Annotated in this window: 20 protein-coding genes; 15 read left to right on the forward strand and 5 right to left on the reverse strand. The window is 66.8% G+C overall.

Annotated elements, in window-relative coordinates; translation table 11 throughout:
- The first annotated feature begins 105 nt into the window (after nucleotides 1-105).
- From A7E77_RS02910 to A7E77_RS02945, 8 genes are all read left to right on the forward strand, one after another.
- Entirely contained in the window at nucleotides 106-1,176 is a 1,071-nt protein-coding gene (locus A7E77_RS02910; RefSeq protein WP_063685737.1) for a substrate-binding domain-containing protein, read from the forward strand.
- Between the two features lie 169 nt (nucleotides 1,177-1,345).
- The gene (pstC, locus tag A7E77_RS02915) at nucleotides 1,346-2,722 is read left to right on the forward strand and encodes a phosphate ABC transporter permease subunit PstC (protein WP_063685739.1); all 1,377 of its coding nucleotides are present in this window, start codon (nucleotides 1,346-1,348) and stop codon (nucleotides 2,720-2,722) included.
- Nucleotides 2,715-3,965: a phosphate ABC transporter permease PstA gene (pstA, locus tag A7E77_RS02920; RefSeq protein ID WP_063685741.1), complete on the forward strand. Its 1,251-nt coding sequence runs from the start codon at nucleotides 2,715-2,717 to the stop codon at nucleotides 3,963-3,965. The genes pstC and pstA overlap by 8 nt, the downstream gene beginning before the upstream one ends.
- On the forward strand, nucleotides 3,962-4,720 hold the full coding sequence (gene pstB / locus A7E77_RS02925; RefSeq protein WP_017979518.1) for a phosphate ABC transporter ATP-binding protein PstB: 759 nt from the start codon (nucleotides 3,962-3,964) through the stop codon (nucleotides 4,718-4,720). The genes pstA and pstB overlap by 4 nt, the downstream gene beginning before the upstream one ends.
- Nucleotides 4,720-5,424 (forward strand): phosphate signaling complex protein PhoU, encoded by a 705-nt coding sequence (gene phoU, locus A7E77_RS02930; protein ID WP_017979519.1) that lies wholly within the window; start codon nucleotides 4,720-4,722, stop codon nucleotides 5,422-5,424. The genes pstB and phoU overlap by 1 nt, the downstream gene beginning before the upstream one ends.
- Nucleotides 5,424-6,116 carry a phosphate regulon transcriptional regulator PhoB gene (phoB, locus tag A7E77_RS02935; protein ID WP_020486556.1) on the forward strand — a complete coding sequence of 231 codons (693 nt, stop codon included), beginning with the start codon at nucleotides 5,424-5,426 and terminating at the stop codon, nucleotides 6,114-6,116. The genes phoU and phoB overlap by 1 nt, the downstream gene beginning before the upstream one ends.
- Before the next feature lie 110 nt (nucleotides 6,117-6,226).
- Nucleotides 6,227-6,649 (forward strand): hypothetical protein, encoded by a 423-nt coding sequence (locus A7E77_RS02940; RefSeq protein WP_017979521.1) that lies wholly within the window; start codon nucleotides 6,227-6,229, stop codon nucleotides 6,647-6,649.
- Between the two features lie 100 nt (nucleotides 6,650-6,749).
- Nucleotides 6,750-7,655, forward strand: a complete 906-nt coding sequence (locus tag A7E77_RS02945) for an SDR family NAD(P)-dependent oxidoreductase (protein WP_063685743.1) — start codon at nucleotides 6,750-6,752, stop codon at nucleotides 7,653-7,655.
- Between the two features lie 49 nt (nucleotides 7,656-7,704).
- Here A7E77_RS02945 and A7E77_RS02950 read toward each other — a convergent pair whose 3' ends face one another.
- Nucleotides 7,705-8,526 carry a ferredoxin--NADP reductase gene (locus tag A7E77_RS02950; RefSeq protein ID WP_043060734.1) on the reverse strand — a complete coding sequence of 274 codons (822 nt, stop codon included), beginning with the start codon at nucleotides 8,524-8,526 and terminating at the stop codon, nucleotides 7,705-7,707.
- A 137-nt stretch (nucleotides 8,527-8,663) separates the two neighbouring features.
- On the opposite strand from A7E77_RS02950, the gene uvrB reads away from it, so the two are divergent.
- Nucleotides 8,664-10,853, forward strand: coding sequence for an excinuclease ABC subunit UvrB (gene uvrB / locus A7E77_RS02955; protein ID WP_063685745.1), 2,190 nt, complete (start codon nucleotides 8,664-8,666; stop codon nucleotides 10,851-10,853).
- Between the two features lie 2 nt (nucleotides 10,854-10,855).
- Here uvrB and A7E77_RS02960 read toward each other — a convergent pair whose 3' ends face one another.
- Entirely contained in the window at nucleotides 10,856-11,176 is a 321-nt protein-coding gene (locus tag A7E77_RS02960) for a metalloregulator ArsR/SmtB family transcription factor (protein ID WP_063685747.1), read from the reverse strand.
- Between the two features lie 119 nt (nucleotides 11,177-11,295).
- Between A7E77_RS02960 and A7E77_RS02965 the strand changes: the two genes are divergently transcribed.
- Entirely contained in the window at nucleotides 11,296-12,204 is a 909-nt protein-coding gene (locus A7E77_RS02965) for an acyl-CoA desaturase (protein ID WP_226341826.1), read from the forward strand.
- Here the strand turns inward: A7E77_RS02965 and A7E77_RS02970 are convergent.
- Nucleotides 12,168-12,545: a PRC-barrel domain-containing protein gene (locus A7E77_RS02970; RefSeq protein ID WP_017979527.1), complete on the reverse strand. Its 378-nt coding sequence runs from the start codon at nucleotides 12,543-12,545 to the stop codon at nucleotides 12,168-12,170. The two genes, A7E77_RS02965 and A7E77_RS02970, sit on opposite strands and share 37 nt — an antisense overlap.
- 103 nt (nucleotides 12,546-12,648) lie before the next feature.
- Here A7E77_RS02970 and A7E77_RS02975 point away from each other — a divergent pair, with 103 nt between their 5' ends.
- Complete coding sequence (locus A7E77_RS02975) at nucleotides 12,649-13,191, forward strand: hypothetical protein (RefSeq protein WP_063685750.1); 543 nt, start codon at nucleotides 12,649-12,651, stop codon at nucleotides 13,189-13,191.
- A gap of 365 nt (nucleotides 13,192-13,556) precedes the next feature.
- Here the strand turns inward: A7E77_RS02975 and A7E77_RS02980 are convergent, their stop codons facing one another.
- Nucleotides 13,557-14,048, reverse strand: a complete 492-nt coding sequence (locus A7E77_RS02980; protein ID WP_063685752.1) for a GNAT family N-acetyltransferase — start codon at nucleotides 14,046-14,048, stop codon at nucleotides 13,557-13,559.
- Nucleotides 14,045-14,473: a hemerythrin domain-containing protein gene (locus A7E77_RS02985; RefSeq protein ID WP_226341827.1), complete on the reverse strand. Its 429-nt coding sequence runs from the start codon at nucleotides 14,471-14,473 to the stop codon at nucleotides 14,045-14,047. Before A7E77_RS02985 ends, A7E77_RS02980 begins: the two co-directional genes overlap by 4 nt.
- Before the next feature lie 127 nt (nucleotides 14,474-14,600).
- Here A7E77_RS02985 and A7E77_RS02990 point away from each other — a divergent pair, with 127 nt between their 5' ends.
- From A7E77_RS02990 to A7E77_RS03005, 4 genes are read left to right on the forward strand one after another with little or no spacing between them, the layout of a single operon-like run.
- Complete coding sequence (locus A7E77_RS02990; RefSeq protein WP_063685756.1) at nucleotides 14,601-14,852, forward strand: helix-turn-helix transcriptional regulator; 252 nt, start codon at nucleotides 14,601-14,603, stop codon at nucleotides 14,850-14,852.
- Nucleotides 14,852-15,364, forward strand: coding sequence for a hypothetical protein (locus A7E77_RS02995; RefSeq protein WP_063685757.1), 513 nt, complete (start codon nucleotides 14,852-14,854; stop codon nucleotides 15,362-15,364). Before A7E77_RS02990 ends, A7E77_RS02995 begins: the two co-directional genes overlap by 1 nt.
- The gene (locus A7E77_RS03000) at nucleotides 15,361-15,867 is read left to right on the forward strand and encodes a hypothetical protein (RefSeq protein ID WP_063685759.1); all 507 of its coding nucleotides are present in this window, start codon (nucleotides 15,361-15,363) and stop codon (nucleotides 15,865-15,867) included. Before A7E77_RS02995 ends, A7E77_RS03000 begins: the two co-directional genes overlap by 4 nt.
- Nucleotides 15,864-16,382 carry a hypothetical protein gene (locus A7E77_RS03005; protein WP_063685761.1) on the forward strand — a complete coding sequence of 173 codons (519 nt, stop codon included), beginning with the start codon at nucleotides 15,864-15,866 and terminating at the stop codon, nucleotides 16,380-16,382. Before A7E77_RS03000 ends, A7E77_RS03005 begins: the two co-directional genes overlap by 4 nt.
- The last annotated feature ends 155 nt before the right edge of the window (nucleotides 16,383-16,537 follow it).

Here is a 16,537-nt window from a genome sequence, read left to right on the forward strand (position 1 = left end):
CTTACGGCCGCACCCGCCGCCGCACCCACCACCCATGTCATTAAAAGGCAACAAAACCGTCACAGAGGCGGGTTGGGCGACGCGCGAGTCGCCCGCGGGGATCCGATGCGCTGTCTTCCTTCCGGCCGCTTGCTGGCCGGCTCTCTGCTGACGCTGGCGCTCTGCCTTGCAGGGTGCAAGGATCAGGCGAATGGCGGCGGCAGCGGCGCGCGCGATCAGATCGCCGTCGTCGGTTCGTCCACCGTCTATCCCTTCACCACCGCGGTGGCCGAGGCGTTCGTCGCGGACAATTCCGACGCACGATCGCCGGTGATCGAATCGACCGGTACGGGCGCCGGGATGAAGCTGTTCTGCGCGGGCATCGGTGCGGGACACCCGGATATCGAGGATGCCTCGCGCCGGATGAAGCGCAGCGAATATGCCGCCTGCGAGGCACACGGCGTCGGGCCGGTGCTCGAAATCCAGATCGGCATCGACGGCATCGCCTTTGCCGAGGCGAAGAACGGGCCCGGCATGCGCCTGACCCCCGCCGATTTGTATCGCGCGCTCGCCGCGACGCCCTTCGGCAAGCCCAATCGCGCGAAGACATGGCACGACGTGAACCCCGCGCTGCCCGCGACGCCGATCCAGGTCTATGGCCCGCCCGCGACCAGCGGCACGCGCGATGCGCTCGCCGAACTGATCCTGACGCGCGGCTGCGACGCGATCGATCCGCGCGCGCGCCTGCTGGCACGGACCAAGCCCGACGCACATCGCGCACTCTGCACGCGGGTGCGCGAGGATGGCGCCTATGTCGACGCGGGTGAGAACGACAATCTGATCGTCCAGAAACTCAGCGCCAACCCCGATGCGATCGGCGTGTTCGGTTACAGCTATCTCGAACACAATGCGGATACGGTGAACGGCGTCGCGATCAACGGCGTGCTGCCGACCTATGCGGCGATCGCTGACGGCCGCTACCCGGGGTCGCGCCCTCTGTACCTCTACGTCAAGAAGGGCCATCTGCGCGCCATCCCCGGCCTCGACACGTTCCTGCGCCTGTACGCCGCGGCCTGGGGACCGGGCGGCCCGCTCGTCCGCCGCGGCCTGATCGCCGCGCCCGCTGCGGTGCGTGCGGCGTCGGCGGCGGTGATCGCGAACGAGACGCCGCTAAACCCGGCGGACCTGCCGTCGTGACCTTCGCCAATTTCGTCCCGTCACCCCGGACTTGTTCCGGGGTCCACCGGGCCGCGAGGGCGGCGCCGGAGCCTCTAGCCTGCCCCCTGGCCGCAGAGTGGACCCCGGACCAAGTCCGGGGTGACGGTGTTTGTATGGCCTACGTCCCAAACCCCAAGCGAGCCGCCGGATGAGCGGCCTCGCCCTCGTCATCGTCGTCTTCGGCCTCGCGCTGATCGGCTGGCTCGCCGCGCGGATGCGGGCGGCGACGTTCCGCAAGCCGGGGGTCGCGCGCTTCACCGCTTTGCCCGTCCATTACGGCTATTTCGTCGCACTCGCCGCTTTGGTGCCGCCGCTGCTGTTCCTCGCGGCATGGAGCCTCACCTCGCCCGCGCTCGTCACCGATGCGGTGATCGCCACGCCCGCCGCCGCGACGCTGCCCCCGCCGGGCTTCGAGCGCGCCTCGATCCTGTCGGAAGCACGCGCACTCGCCAGCGGCCGCAGCCATGTGCCGTTCCACGTGCTGTCGGTCCGCCTCGCCCCCGCCTATGCCGCCGCGCAGGCGCGCTACGACTGGATCGCCACCGCGTTGGCCTTGTGCCTCGCGATCGGCGGCGGCGCCTTCGCCTTCACGCGTGTCCGCCCCGATTTCGCCGCCCGCACGCAGGTGGAGCGCGTCGTGATGCTGCTGCTGCTGTGCGCGTCGCTCATCGCGATCCTCACCACGGTCGGCATCGTCGCATCGCTGCTGTACGAATCCGGGCGCTTCTTCGGCATCGTGCCGATCGGCCAGTTCCTGTTCGGCACGCATTGGAGCCCGCAGGTCATCCTGCCCGACGATCCCGGCGCCAGCCTGGGCGCGGTGCCGCTGTTCTGGGGCACGTTCTTCATCGGCGCGGTGATCGCGATGGCGGTCGCCGTCCCCTTCGGCCTGATGAGCGCGATCTATCTCACCCAATATGCGCATGCCGCGACGCGCCGCTGGATGAAGCCGGTGCTGGAGATGCTCGCGGGCGTCCCCACCGTCGTCTACGGCTATTTCGCTGCGCTCACCGTCGCGCCCGCGGTCCGCCAGCTGGGCCTTGCGCTCGGCATCACGAACGCCTCGTCGGAAAGCGCGCTGGCGGCGGGCGTGGTGATGGGGATCATGATCATTCCCTTCGTGTCGTCGATGGCCGACGATTCGATCGCCGCCGTCCCCGCCGCGATGCGCGACGGCAGCCTGGCGATGGGCGCGACGCAATCGGAAACGATCCGCAAGGTGATCCTGCCCGCCGCCCTCCCCGGCGTCGTCGGCGGCATCCTGCTCGCCGTCTCCCGCGCGATCGGCGAGACGATGATCGTCGTCATGGCGGCGAGCGGCGTCGCGACGCTCACCGCCAACCCCTTCGCCAGCACCACCACCGTCACGAAGCAGATCGTCGACCTGCTGACCGGCGAGGCGGAGTTCGACAGTGCCAAGACGCTCGCCGCCTTCGCGCTCGGCCTCACCCTGTTCGTCATCACGCTGGCGCTCAACGTCGTCGCGCTGACCGTCGTGAAACGGTATCGGGAGGCCTATGACTGATCCCCGCCCCCTCCGCGATCCCGCCGCGGTGAAGCGGCGGACGCAGCGTCGCTATGCCGCGGAACGTCGCTTCCGCCGGCTCGGCCTTGCCGCGGTGTGGCTGTCGGCGGGGTTCCTCGCCTTCCTGCTCGCGACGATGATCTGGCAGGGGGCGAGCGGCTTCCGCCAAACCCGCATCGCGCTGCCGATCGATCTCGCCGCCGCGCGCCTGCCGATCGCGCCGGCGCAGCTGAGGGGCCGCGGCGCCAATCTCGCGCTCGCCGATGCGGGGCTCGAACAGGTGGTCGATGCCGCGGCGATCCGTGCTTATGGTTCGCGCGGGCCCGAGCTGTTGTCCGACGCCGCCTGGCTCACCGTGCGCGACGCGATCAAGCGCGACCCCGCGCTGCTCGCCACGCGCACCACCTTCGCCCTCCCCACCTCGACCGAGATCGACGTCGCCGCCAAGCATGACGGCACGCGCAGGGCCGAGGCGATCGTCGCCCGGCTGCAGGCACGCGGCGTACTGTCCGAAGGATGGGACATGCGCTTCCTCGCCGGCGCCGATGCGACCGATCCGGTGCGCGTCGGCATCTGGGGCGCGCTCAAGGGATCGCTGCTGACGATGGCGGTGACGCTCGGCCTCGCCTTCCCGATCGGCGTGCTGTCTGCGCTCTACCTTGAGGAATATGCGCCGCGGAACCGCTGGACCGACTTGATCGAGGTATCGATCAACAACCTCGCCGCCGTGCCCTCGATCATCTTCGGGCTGCTCGGCCTCGCGGTCTTCCTCAACACCTTCCACCTGCCGCGCTCGGCGCCGCTGGTCGGCGGGCTGACGCTGGCGCTGATGACGATGCCAGTCATCGTCATCGCCGGCCGCAACGCAATCAAGGCGGTGCCGCCGTCGATCCGCGACGCCGCGCTCGCGATCGGCGCCTCGCCGGTGCAGGTGGTGTTCGACCATGTCCTCCCCCTCGCGCTGCCCGGTATCCTGACCGGCACGATCATCGGCATGGCCCGCGCGCTGGGCGAAACCGCACCGCTGCTGATGATCGGCATGCGCGCCTTCATCGCCGCGCCGCCCTCGCGCCTGACCGATCCGGCGACCGTCCTGCCCGTGCAGATTTTCCTCTGGTCGGACGAGGTCGACCGCGGCTTCGTCGAAAAGACCAGCGCCGCGATCATCGTGCTGCTCGTCTTCCTGCTCGCGATGAACGGCCTCGCCATCTACCTCCGCAACCGTTTCGAGACCCGCTGGTGACCCCCAAGATTTCCGCTCGCGACGTCAGCGTCCGCTACGGCGATACGCAGGCGATCGACCATGTCTCGATCGACGTCGATTCGGACAATATCGTCGCCTTCATCGGCCCGTCGGGCTGCGGCAAGTCGACCTTCCTGCGCACGCTCAACCGCATGAACGACACCGTCGCGAGCGCGCGCGTCACGGGCCAGATCCTGCTCGACGGTGAGGACATCTACGCCCCCGACATGGACGTCGTGCAGCTGCGCGCGCGCGTCGGCATGGTGTTCCAGAAGCCGAACCCCTTCCCCAAATCGATCTACGAAAACGTCGCTTATGGCCCGCGCATCCATGGCCTGGCGACCGCACGCGCCGACCTGGACGATCTGGTCGAGGAATCGCTGCTGCGCGCCGGCCTGTGGGACGAGGTGAAGGACCGCCTGTCCGACAGCGGCACCGCGCTGTCGGGCGGCCAGCAGCAGCGGCTGTGTATCGCCCGCGCCATCGCGGTCGAACCCGAAGTCATTTTGATGGACGAACCGTGCAGCGCGCTCGATCCCATCGCCACCGCGCGTATCGAGGAGCTGATCCACGAACTGCGCGGCCGCTACGCGATAGTCATCGTCACGCACAACATGCAGCAGGCCGCGCGCGTCTCGCAACGCACCGCCTTCTTCCACCTCGGCCAGTTGGTCGAATGCGGCGCGACCAGCGACATCTTCACCAACCCGCGGGAGGAACGGACCCGCGACTATATCACCGGACGGTACGGCTAATGGTGGATCATACGGTCAAGGCATTCGACGCCGATATCGGCCAGCTGCGCGGCATGATCTCGCAGATGGGCGGGCTTGCCGAGGATGCCATCGCACTCGCCATGCAGGCGCTCGCCCGCCCCGACCCCGAACTCGCCGCGCGCGTGCGCGCCGACGACAAGGCGATCGATGCGATCGAGGCGGAGGTGGAGCGGCTCGCGGTGCGCATCATCGCGCTGCGCGCGCCCATGGCGGTCGATCTGCGCGAAGTGGTGGCGGCGCTCAAGATCGCCGCCGTCGTCGAACGCATCGGCGATTACGCCAAGAATATCGCCAAGCGCGTGCCGATGATCGATGCCGACGGCGGCAGCCACCGCATCGAACCTTTGTCATTGCTTCCCTCGATGGCGCGCATGGCGAGCGACATGGTCCGCGCCGCGCTCGACGCTTTCGCGGCGCGCGACCCGGAAGCCGCGATCCGCGTCGTCGAAAGCGACGCCGCGCTCGACGATTTCTACGACAGCATCTTCCGCACGCTCGTCACCTACATGGTCGAGAACCCGCGCACGATCAGCCAGGTCGCCCACCTGCTGTTCGTCGCCAAGAACCTGGAGCGCGTCGGCGATCACGCCACCAACGTCGCCGAGATGGTCTATTTTGCCGCAACCGGAACCCAGATGGCCGATCGCGACCGCGACGGCGCTACGCACGAGGACATATTCTGATGGCACGCGCATCCATGCTGCTCGTCGAGGACGATGCCGCTCTCGCCGAATTGCTCATCTATCACTTCAAGCGTGAGGATTTCGACGTCGCGCATACGCCCGATGGCGAGGAAGCGTTGCTGCTCGCCAAGGAGAAGACGCCCGACATCGTGCTGCTCGACTGGATGGTCGAAGGGCTGTCGGGGATTGAGGTCTGCCGCCGCCTGCGCCGCATGACCGAAACGCAGAACGTGCCGATCATCATGCTGACTGCGCGCGGCGAGGAAGAGGATCGCATCCGCGGCCTGGAGACCGGCGCCGACGATTATGTCACCAAGCCCTTCTCCCCCCGCGAACTCGTTGCCCGCGTCAGCGCCGTGCTCCGCCGCGTCCGCCCTGCGCTCGCCGGCGAAGCGCTGACCTATGACGACATCGAGATGGACACGGTCGGCCACAAGGTACGTCGCGGCGGCGAGGTCGTGCCGCTGGGCCCCACCGAATTCCGCCTGCTCAAGCACTTCCTGGAGCACCCCGGCTGGGTGTTCAGCCGCGAACGCCTGCTCGACGCGGTATGGGGCCATGACAGCGATATCGAGAGCCGGACGGTCGACGTCCACATCCGCCGCCTGCGCAAAGCGATCAACATCGGCGACCGGCCCGATCTGATCCGCACCGTGCGCTCTGCGGGTTATTCCCTCGATTCAGGGACTTAATCGCAAAGAATCGAATCGGCGGCGAAACGAAGGAGAAAAGTCTGCGATGGGACGTTGGGCCTCGGTGCTGACACCTGTCGGCGCATGAGGTTTCAAAGGAGATTCCCGCGATGAAGCTCATTCTGCTCGCCGCCACGGCGATGATCGCAGCGCCGGTGATGGCGCAGACCACGCCGGCCCCCGCGCCCGCCGACCAGACGATGACCCCGGCTCCGGCCGATCCCGCCGCGGCGCCCGCCGACGCGCAGACCCCGCCGCCGCCGCCCGCCGCCCCGGCACCGCAGGCGAGCATGCCGCCCGCCGAAACCACCGGCTCGCCCGCCGGCGGCTATGCGCCGACCGGCCCGGCCGTGACCGGCGGTACGCCGGGTTCGACGCTGCCCCCGGTCTTCCGTCAGGCGCCGACCCCGGATCAGGCCTTCCCGCCGCCCCCGGCGAAGGAAAGCTACCCGATCTGCAAGAAGGGCCAGTATGACGGCTGCATGCAGGCGAGCCAAGCCCCGCACAAGGCGAAGCGCCGCGCGCGTCGCTAAGCACGGCTGACCATCGACGGGCGCGACATCCTGTGTTGCGCCCGTTCGAAGGTCCGGTATGGAAGGCGCTTCATCCCATCGTGGAAGGAGCGCCTTTTCCATGTCCAGTCCGATCCGCTTCGATGATCGCGTTGCCATCGTCACCGGAGCCGGCGGCGGCCTCGGCCGTCATTACGTCCTTGAACTCGCCAAGCGTGGCGCCAAGGTCGTCGTCAACGATCTCGGCGGCGCCCGTGACGGCACGGGCCATTCCGACGCGGCGCTCGCCGTAGTCGAGGAAATCCGCGCGGCTGGCGGCGAGGCCATGTCGAACGGCGGAAACGTCGCCGAATACGATCAGATGGTCGAGATGGTCGCCCGCGCCAAAGAGGCTTGGGGCGGCGTCCACGTCCTCATCAACAACGCCGGCGTCCTGCGCGACAAGACCTTCGCGAAGATGGAGCCTGCCGATTTCGAATTCGTGGTCCGCGTCCACCTGCTCGGCTCGGCCTTCGCCACCAAGGCGTGCTGGGAGACGTTCCGCGAGCAGAATTACGGCCGCGTGCTGATGACCTCGTCGTCCAGCGGCCTGTTCGGCAATTTCGGCCAGGCGAACTATGGCGCCGCCAAATTGGGCCTCGCCGGCCTCGCCAAGACGCTGGGGATCGAGGGCGCTAAGAACGACATCCGCGTCAACACGATCGCCCCGACGGCCGGCACGCGCATGACCGAGGATCTGTTCCCCGCTGCCGCCTTCGAAGCCTTCGCACCCGAAAAGGTCGCGCCCGGCGCGCTGTATCTGGTCAGCGAGAATGCGCCGAGCAACGTCATCCTCGGCGCCGGCGCCGGCGTCTTCCAGGCCTCCTATGTCACGCTGACGCCCGGTACGTTGCTGACCGGCGAGGCGCTGTCACCCGAAGGCGTCGCCGACGCCTGGGACGCGATCGCCGACCGCCATGGCGAGATCGTACCGAAGACCGGGGCCGAACAGGCGATGACGATCGGCAAACTGCTCCAGGGCGGCTGAGCCGCCAGCCTGCGCGCCCCGCCGGCTCGGGCCGGCAGGGCGCCAGGGATCAGTCGACGAACGCGCGCTCGATCACATACGTCCCGGCCTTGGCGTTCGAGCCTTCCTCGAAGCCGATGCCGTCCAGCATCGCCGCCGTTTCGCGGATCATCGCCATCGACCCGCACAGCATGATGCGGTCGGTTTCCGGATCGAGCTTCTTCGCGCCCTGCACCGGATCGCCGAACAGCGCCGCGCTCTCGATCAGATCGCCGATGCGCCCCGTCGTGCGGAACGGTTCACGCGTGACCGTCGGGATATAGTGGAACTGCGTCGCCGCTTCCTCCGACACCAACGGATCGTCGGCGAGGCGCGCCTGCAATTCGTCGTGATAGGCCAGGTCACTGACCTGCCGCACCGAATGGACCAGGATCACCTGGTCGAACATGCTGTACACGTCGGGATCGCGCGCCAGGCTGAGGAACGGCGCAAGGCCCGTGCCGGTCGAGAAGAAGAACAGCCGCTTGCCGCCGATCAGCGCGTCGGTGACGAGCGTCCCCGTCGGCTTCTTCCCCATATACACTTCGTCGCCCGCCTCGATCAGCTGCAGCTTCGACGTCAGCGGCCCGTCCTCGACCTTGATCGACAGGAACTCCAATTCCTCGGCATAATGCGGGCTGGCGATCGAATAGGCGCGCATGATCGGCTTGGCGCCCTCGCCGTCACCGGGCAGGCCGATCATCACGAATTCGCCCGAGCGGAAGCGGAAGCTCGCCGGGCGCTCGACCGCGAAGCTGAACAGCCGGTCGTTCCAGTGGCGCACCCACAGCACCTTGACGTTGGCGAACGCCTTGGTTTCGGGGATTGTCTTCGGCGTGCGGGTATCGGTCATCGCGGGCAGGACTTCGGGTTGTTCGAGAAGCGTTCGCAATATGAAGCACGCGCCCCACGGTCAACCGAAGCAAAGCTTGTCGGGACCCCGCCCGGACATTGCCGAGTCTTGCCCCCCACCCCATATCCGTTCCCGATATGGCCATCCAGATTCGCACCACCCTCGACGAGCCGGAAACCGGCCAGAGCTTCATCCCCCACCGCCCGGCGCGCCCCGACAAGGTGGAGGGCGGCCGCCCGTTCAAGCTGGTCAGCGAATATCAGCCGTCCGGCGACCAGCCGACCGCAATCGCCGAGCTGACCGCGACCGCGCGCGCGGGTGAGAAGGACCAGGTGCTGCTCGGCGTCACCGGCTCGGGCAAGACCTTCACCATGGCCAAGGTGATCGAGGAATTGCAGCGGCCGGCGCTGATCCTCGCCCCCAACAAGATTTTGGCGGCGCAGCTCTACGGCGAGTTCAAAAGCTTCTTCCCCGAAAACGCCGTCGAATATTTCGTCAGCTATTACGATTATTATCAACCCGAGGCGTACGTGCCGCGGTCGGATACGTATATCGAAAAGGAATCGTCGACCAACGAGTCGATCGACCGCATGCGCCATTCGGCGACGCGCTCGCTGCTCGAACGCGACGACGTCATCATCGTCGCCTCGGTCTCGTGCCTCTACGGCATCGGCTCGGTCGAAACCTATTCGGCGATGATCTTCGACCTGAAAAAAGGCACGACGGTCGATCAGCGCGAGATCGTGCGCAAGCTCGTGGCGTTGCAGTACAAGCGCAACGACGCCGCCTTCCAGCGCGGCAACTTCCGCGTGAAGGGCGACACGCTCGAAATCTTCCCGTCGCATTATGAAGACAGCGCGTGGCGGATCAGCTTCTTCGGCGATGACATCGAAGAGATCACCGAATTCGATCCGTTGACCGGCAAGAAGGTCGCGTCGCTCAACAGCGTGCGCGTCTACGCGAACAGCCACTATGTCACCCCCGGCCCGACGCTGAAGCAGGCCGGCGAGGCGATCAAGCACGAGCTGTCCGAACGCCTCAAGGAGCTGATCGCGGAAGGGAAACTGCTCGAAGCCCAGCGCCTCGAACAGCGCACCAATTTCGACCTCGAGATGATCGCGGCGACCGGCAGCTGCGCCGGCATCGAAAATTACAGCCGCTTCCTCACCGGTCGCCTGCCCGGCGAACCGCCCCCCACCCTGTTCGAATATCTCCCCGAAAACGCCGTGCTGTTCGTCGACGAAAGCCACCAGACCGTGCCGCAGATCGGCGCGATGGCGCGCGGCGACCATCGACGGAAAATCACGCTCGCCGAATATGGCTTCCGCCTGCCCTCGTGCATCGACAATCGCCCGCTACGGTTCAACGAATGGGACGCGATGCGTCCGCAGACGGTCAGCGTTTCGGCGACGCCGGGCAATTGGGAGATGGAGCAGACCGGCGGCGTCTTCGCCGAACAGGTCATCCGCCCGACCGGCCTGATCGACCCGCCCGTGGAAATCCGCCCGGTCGAGGAACAGGTGCAGGACCTGATCCAGGAGTGCAAGGCGACCACCGCCAAGGGCTATCGCACGCTGGTGACGACGCTCACGAAGCGGATGTCCGAGGACCTCACCGAATATATGCACGAAGCGGGGATCAAGGTCCGCTACATGCACTCCGACGTCGAGACGCTGGAGCGTATCGAGCTGATCCGCGACCTGCGCCTCGGCGTCTACGACGTGCTGATCGGCATCAACCTGCTGCGCGAAGGCCTCGACATCCCCGAATGCGGGCTGGTCGCGATCCTCGACGCCGACAAGGAAGGTTTCCTGCGCTCCGAAACCTCGCTGATCCAGACGATCGGCCGCGCCGCGCGCAACGTCGACGGTCGTGTGATCCTCTACGCCGACCGCATCACCGGCTCGATGGAGCGGGCGATGAACGAGACGCAGCGCCGCCGCGAGAAGCAGGAGGCGTATAACGCCGAACACGGCATCACGCCGACGACGATCCGCCGCAACATCGGCGACATCATCGCGCACGTCAGCCAGGGCGACCAGGTCACCGTCCCCATCGACGAAGACCGCCCCCACATGGTCGGCCACAACCTGCGCGCCTATATCGAGGACCTCGAAAAGCAGATGCGCAAGGCTGCCGCCGACCTCGAATTCGAAACCGCCGGCCGCCTCCGCGACGAAATCCGCCAGCTCGAAAACGAAGAACTCGGCCTGCCCGTACACGAACAAAAGGCCCCGATCATGGGCCGCAGCAACGAAGGCAAACCGGGGACACGCAAAACGCGGTACGGAAAATCCAAGAAATTTGCGAGCGGGCGGAAGGTCTGAGCTCAGACGTCCCCAGGCGTCTTTCCCGCGGCCAGTTTCGCGCTTTCGCTCTTCAGCGGGCGCGATACTGGACACACCTCTTGCACGAACCCGTTCAGCGTATTCGCCAGGCTTTCGGGAACCAAGCGGTAGAAGACGAACTGACCGCGCCGCTCACTCGTGACCAGTCCCGCGCTTTCCAGCACCGAAAGATGCTGCGAAATCGATGGCTTGGACATATCGAATCGGGACGCGATGTCGCCGGCGCTCAACTCCGCGTGTGCCAGATAGGCCAGAATCTTCCGCCGCGGCACCGACGCCAGTGCCTCGAAAACACGCTGCATATAAGCTCCTTATCCTGGTCAGATAGGCATTTCACTAAACGTTGACAAACGTGCCTAGATAGTTAGCTTAATAGCTAACTATTGAAGGATGCGCTATGACGTGCCTGTCAACGGATCGAATGATCGGCGATGCGGATACCGACGCGGTGGAGGGCATCGTGCGCTGGGCGCCTGCGCGCTCGCTTTGGATGACGGGCATGACCGGGGCCGCGGCATCGCTTATCCCGTTCTACACCACGCCTGGCGCCGTCATCGTGTTCGGCCTGACTGCCGGTCTGACCCTGTGCCTTGGCCATAGCATCGGTCTGCACCGGCTGCTGATCCATCGCAGCTTCGTCGCCCCTCTCTGGCTCGAACGGATATTGGTCTATCTCGGAACGCTCGTCGGCATGGCCGGTCCGATCGGCATGGTGCGTTTGCACGACATGCGCGACTGGGCGCAGCGCCAATCCGAATGCCATGATCTCCATGCGCATCGCGCGAAGATCTGGAAGGATGCGTGGTGGCAGATGCACTGCCGCCTTATTCTCGCAAAGCCGCCCCGGTTCGTTCCTGAAGATCGGCTGATCGACGATCGCTGGTTAGGTTTTCTCGAGGCAACGTGGATGCTGCAGCAACTTCCCGTTGCCGCATTACTGTTCGCGGCGGGCGGATGGCCGTGGGTCGTCTGGGGCGTGCCGGTCCGCATTGCTGTCAGCGTCACTGGCCATTGGTTCGTCGGCCACGTCACCCATCATCGGGGGCCGCAGGGCTGGACTGTCGACGATGTGGCAGTCCAGGGCCACGACTGGCCTGCGGCGGCCCTGCTAACATTTGGCGAAGCGTGGCATGGCAATCACCACGCCTGGCCGGGCTCTGCCCGCCTTGGGATTGAACCGGGACAGCCCGATCCCGGCTGGTGGGTCCTGTGTGCTCTACACTGGGTCGGCTTGGTCCATGGCTTGGTTCAACCCAAGGACCTCACCGCGCGCGCCGGCCTGCGTCGCGCCGCTCATCCCGCGGCCAAATTCTCGCTGCCGACACCGTAGTAGCTCGCGACGCGATCGGCATAGGCCTGGTCGAATACGGGGGCGTTGTTCGCCCAGCTGGGGCCGCCTTCCAGGATGCGGCGGTCGATGGTGATGACGTACAGGTCGCGGACGGGATCGAACTGCAACAGGCCGAACGGCACCGGGTAGAAGCTCTTGCCCATCCCCAGGAACCCGCCGAGGCTCAGCACGGCGTGCGTCGTGCGGCCCGATCCCTTGTGGACCATCAGCGCATAGACCGCGCCCACCTGATCCCCGTCGCGGCTTTCGACCTTCAGCGAATGGGCGATATTGGCCTGCGCGAGCAGCTGGGTGGTGGCGGTCTGCGTGTCGGTGGACATCGAAAGGCTCCTGTTTCGTGCCGGGTGAACCGCCTTGTGGCCGCGCCGGTTCCATGTTCACGCGCCTTGAGCGCGCCTGCCGCTTCGCCCATAAGCCCCGCCCATGCGCCGTCTCGCCTTCAATCCTGCCCCCGGTCTCGCCATCGCCCTGCTCGCCGCGCTCGGCGCCTGCGTGCCCCAGCCGATCGCGCCGCCGGCCACGCCGACGCCCGTGCCCGTTCGCCCGCAGCCTGCGCCAGTCGCAGCGCCGCGCGGCAGCGACTGGCGCGACTGGCCGCTGACGCCGGGCACCTGGACCTATCGCCGCGATGCGCGCGGCAGCCTGGCGCTGTTCGGGATGGCGGGCAGCGACGCGTTGGTGACGCTGCGCTGCGATCTGTCTGGCCGACAGATCTTCCTGTCGCGCGCCGGCAGCGTGCTCGCACCGCTGACGATCCGCACCACCAGCACCACCCGCGCACTGGCGATGCGCCCGACCGGCGGCACGCCGCCGTATGTCGCGACCACGCTCGCGCCCAACGATAGCCTGCTCGACGCGATGGGCTTCAGCCGCGGACGGTTCGTGGTGGAGCAGCCCGGCAGCGGCACGTTGGTCCTGCCCGCCTGGGCGGAGATCGAGCGCGTGACCGAGGATTGCCGGCGCTAGCCCAAAGGCCCGGGGCCAAGGGGCGCGATGCTCGTGCAAAACGCGTCGCATTACAAGTCTTGCATGTGGCTGCGGCGATGCGCACATTGCCGGTGTGGCGGGGGTCCCCGGCACATGGCTATCACAAGCGAAAGGAGGTGATCCGATGTCTCATGGTTCAGCAGTGGGGTCGGTTCAGTTCGTTCGGGGGACTGGCCTCTAACACCCGATACGGCGGCACCGGGGGGTATCCTCCCCCAATCAACGATGCTGTCATGGGTTGAAGAGGCCTCATGGTCTCCCGGGCTGGAGCTCTCCGGCCGCTGACCATGTTTGGGGGGTGTCGGGTCGCCGGGAGGCGCCCGGCACCCTCTTCTCATTTCGGGCTACAGGAAGCGGTGCATTATCAACGCATCGACCGGGCCCAGCCGCGGATGGTCGAACGCCTCAGGCACCCGCCCGACGATCGCAAAGCCCAGCGCCTGCCACAGCTTCGCCGCGACCGTGTTGCTGGCGAGCACGAAATTGAACTGCATCGCGCGAAAGCCCGCGGCCCGCGCCGCATCGAACGAATGTTCCGCCATCGCCCGCGCGACGCCCTGTCCGCGCGCCGCTTCGGCCGTGACATAGCCCGCATTGGCGACATGCGCGCCGCCGCCCGCCTGATTGGCTTGAATGTAATAACTGCCCAGCAGCACGCCATCGCGCTCGGCCACGAACACCTGATGCGCCGCCGCGAACCAATGGTCCGCGATGGCCGCCGGGGTCATGTCGCGCGGCAGGGCATAGGCCTCGCCCAGGGCGATCACGGGCGCCAGCATCGCGACGACGCCCGCCACGTCGTCGGAACTTGCCGGGCGGATCGTCGGCGCCGTCACGCCGCTGTCCGCCGCGACGGGGTCTCCTCGATCAGCGTGTAGAGCATTGTCTCTTCCCCTTCGATCCGACGCAGCAGCAGCTGCAGGATCTGCCGCGTGGCAGCCCCGAAGGCAATCCAGTCGTCCGCGATCCGCTCCGCCGGCCAGGCTGCGACATAGGCGCGGTAGCGGTCGGCGAGCGACCCCATCTCGGCGGCGAAGCGGGTTGCGACGGCCGCCACCCGCGGATCGGGGCTCGCGCACAGCCGAGGATAGAGCAACGCATCCTCCTTCGCGAGATGCGCCAGCAGCTTGCGGGTCAGCAGCCACCGCGCCTTCCCCAATGTCGTCAAATCAGGCTGCGGCGCCGCCACGCAGGCCAGCAGCGCTGCGGCCAGCTCGCGCAGCCCGTCATGCTCGGCGGACAAAGTCCTCCTGCTTAACATGAGCCATCCCCACATATTTCGCGTCGAATCAAATACTAAGCCGTCTCGGTTTCTGGCGGGTAAATGCGGGAGGCCACCAAGCCCCTTCTTGAAGCCAAAACGAATCGTTGTGCAAACACAACAGATCATGCAGAATGGACGCATGCACAACCGCATCGCCCTGTTCCGGAACGACCGCAACGTGTCGCGGCGCGAGCTGGCGGAGGCGGTCGGCGTCAACCCGCAGACGATCGGCTATCTCGAACGCGGCGACTACAACCCCAGCCTCGAATTGGGTCTGAAGATCGCCGCCTATTTCGACGTGCCGGTCGAGCTGATCTTCTCGCTCACCCCCTTCCCCTCGCTCACCGACGCGCTGCGCCGGGCCGGAGACGCCTGATGGGCTATGACAGCCGCCGCTGGACCGGGCGCTATGCACCGGGCGAGATGCCGCCGGAGTTTGCCGGTGGCCGGCCCTATCGGCGTCGTTCTTTGCGATGGTGGCTGATGGCCGCCGTGGTCGTCAGCCTTGGCCTAGCTCTCGTCCAGTTCTGGGTGCCGGGCGACCAAAGAACCGGCCTGCCAATCGGATGGTTCGTCGTCATCGGCATCATGAACATGGGCTCGGGCCGCTCACCCTTCGCCAAGGGAGGCTGGATGCAAGACTCGTACGACGAGTTCGAACGCGCGGCCCTGATGCGCGCGACACAGCGCGCCTATTGGGTCGTCACATTGCTCGGCGCCGGTGCGTTCGGCTGGTGCGCACTCGCCACGTCCTACGGCTGGCCGATGCCGCACCGCTGGGGCGACTGGGCAGTCTGGGGCCTCGCGCTTGCCGCCACCGCCTCCAATTTGCAGACCCTGTTCGCCGAATGGGCGATCCCCTTCCCCGATCCCGAGGACGCCGCATGACCTACCGCGACGGCTACGACATCCGCAAATGGCAGGCGAACGAGATCAAGCAGCGTCCGCGTCGATACTGGGTTCGCTGGGGCATGAGCGCTGGCCTCCTCTTCGTCCTCACGATTCCCGTCCTCGCGATGGTCGGCGCCTATGATCGCGGCACCGTGCTGCCGAACGTCATGCCGATGAGCATGCTGCTGCTCATCACCTCGCTCCAGTCCCCTTTCACGCGCGAGGCGTGGCTGAGTCCGGCCGGTTTTGCGACCTTCGACGAGTTCGAACGTACCGCGCTGTCGGACGCGATGCGCCGCGCCTATCTGATCGACATCCTCGCCGTCAGCATGCTGTTCGTCTGGCTGATGCTCGCCAGCCGTCTCGGCTGGCCGATGCCGGCGACCACCAGCCAATGGGGCGCAATCGGTTACGCCACGGTGATGACCATGCTGACGCTCCCCATCCTCTTCGCTGAATTCATGGTGCCGATGCCCGACCTGGAGGATGAGCCGCTGTGACCGACAAAACGACCCTTCAGCGCCTCGACGCGCTCGTCGGCTGGACCGGCATTCCGGCGCTGTCGCAGCACCCGCCCCGCCGCCGCCCCTTGCGCTGGCCCGCAACGATCGCGCTGGCCCTGGCCTTCGCCGGCATCGCCCTGTCGCTCAGCCGCGGCATGCAGACGCCGCTCGCGCTCGCCGGCTATGGCATCGAGATGCTGGGCTTCATGGTCGGCATGATCGTCAAGATCGTCGGCCCGCTGAAACCGTATGGCGGTGTCGAAAAGGCCGACGAATGGGACCGCGCGGTTCGCGCCCGCGCCTATCTGTCGACCTTCGCCGTCTTCGCGATCACCACAATGCTCGCGCTGTTCGCGCTGATGGCCGGCCTCGCGCTCGACTGGCCCAAGCCTGCGCTGATGCAGGGCGCGGCACAGACGCTGTTTCTGCTCTTCACCATCCTCAACGCGACCCCCGCCGCCCAGGCAAGCTGGGCAGTCCGCTGGCAGCAGGACGACGATCAGGCGGGGTGACATCTCCTCATCCGTCATTGCGAGCGTAGCGAAGCAATCCAGGGCGTCCTGGTCCGGCTCTGGATTGCTTCGCTACGCTCGCAATGACGAACTGGAAACGGCCCGCGAGAGTCGCACGAGCCCGGAGGCAGCGTTCTCAGCCGTTTGGCGCCGGC

Origin of the sequence: Sphingomonas sp. NIC1 (genome assembly GCF_001638925.1) — a bacterium.
GTDB classification, from domain to species: domain Bacteria; phylum Pseudomonadota; class Alphaproteobacteria; order Sphingomonadales; family Sphingomonadaceae; genus Sphingomonas; species Sphingomonas aquatilis.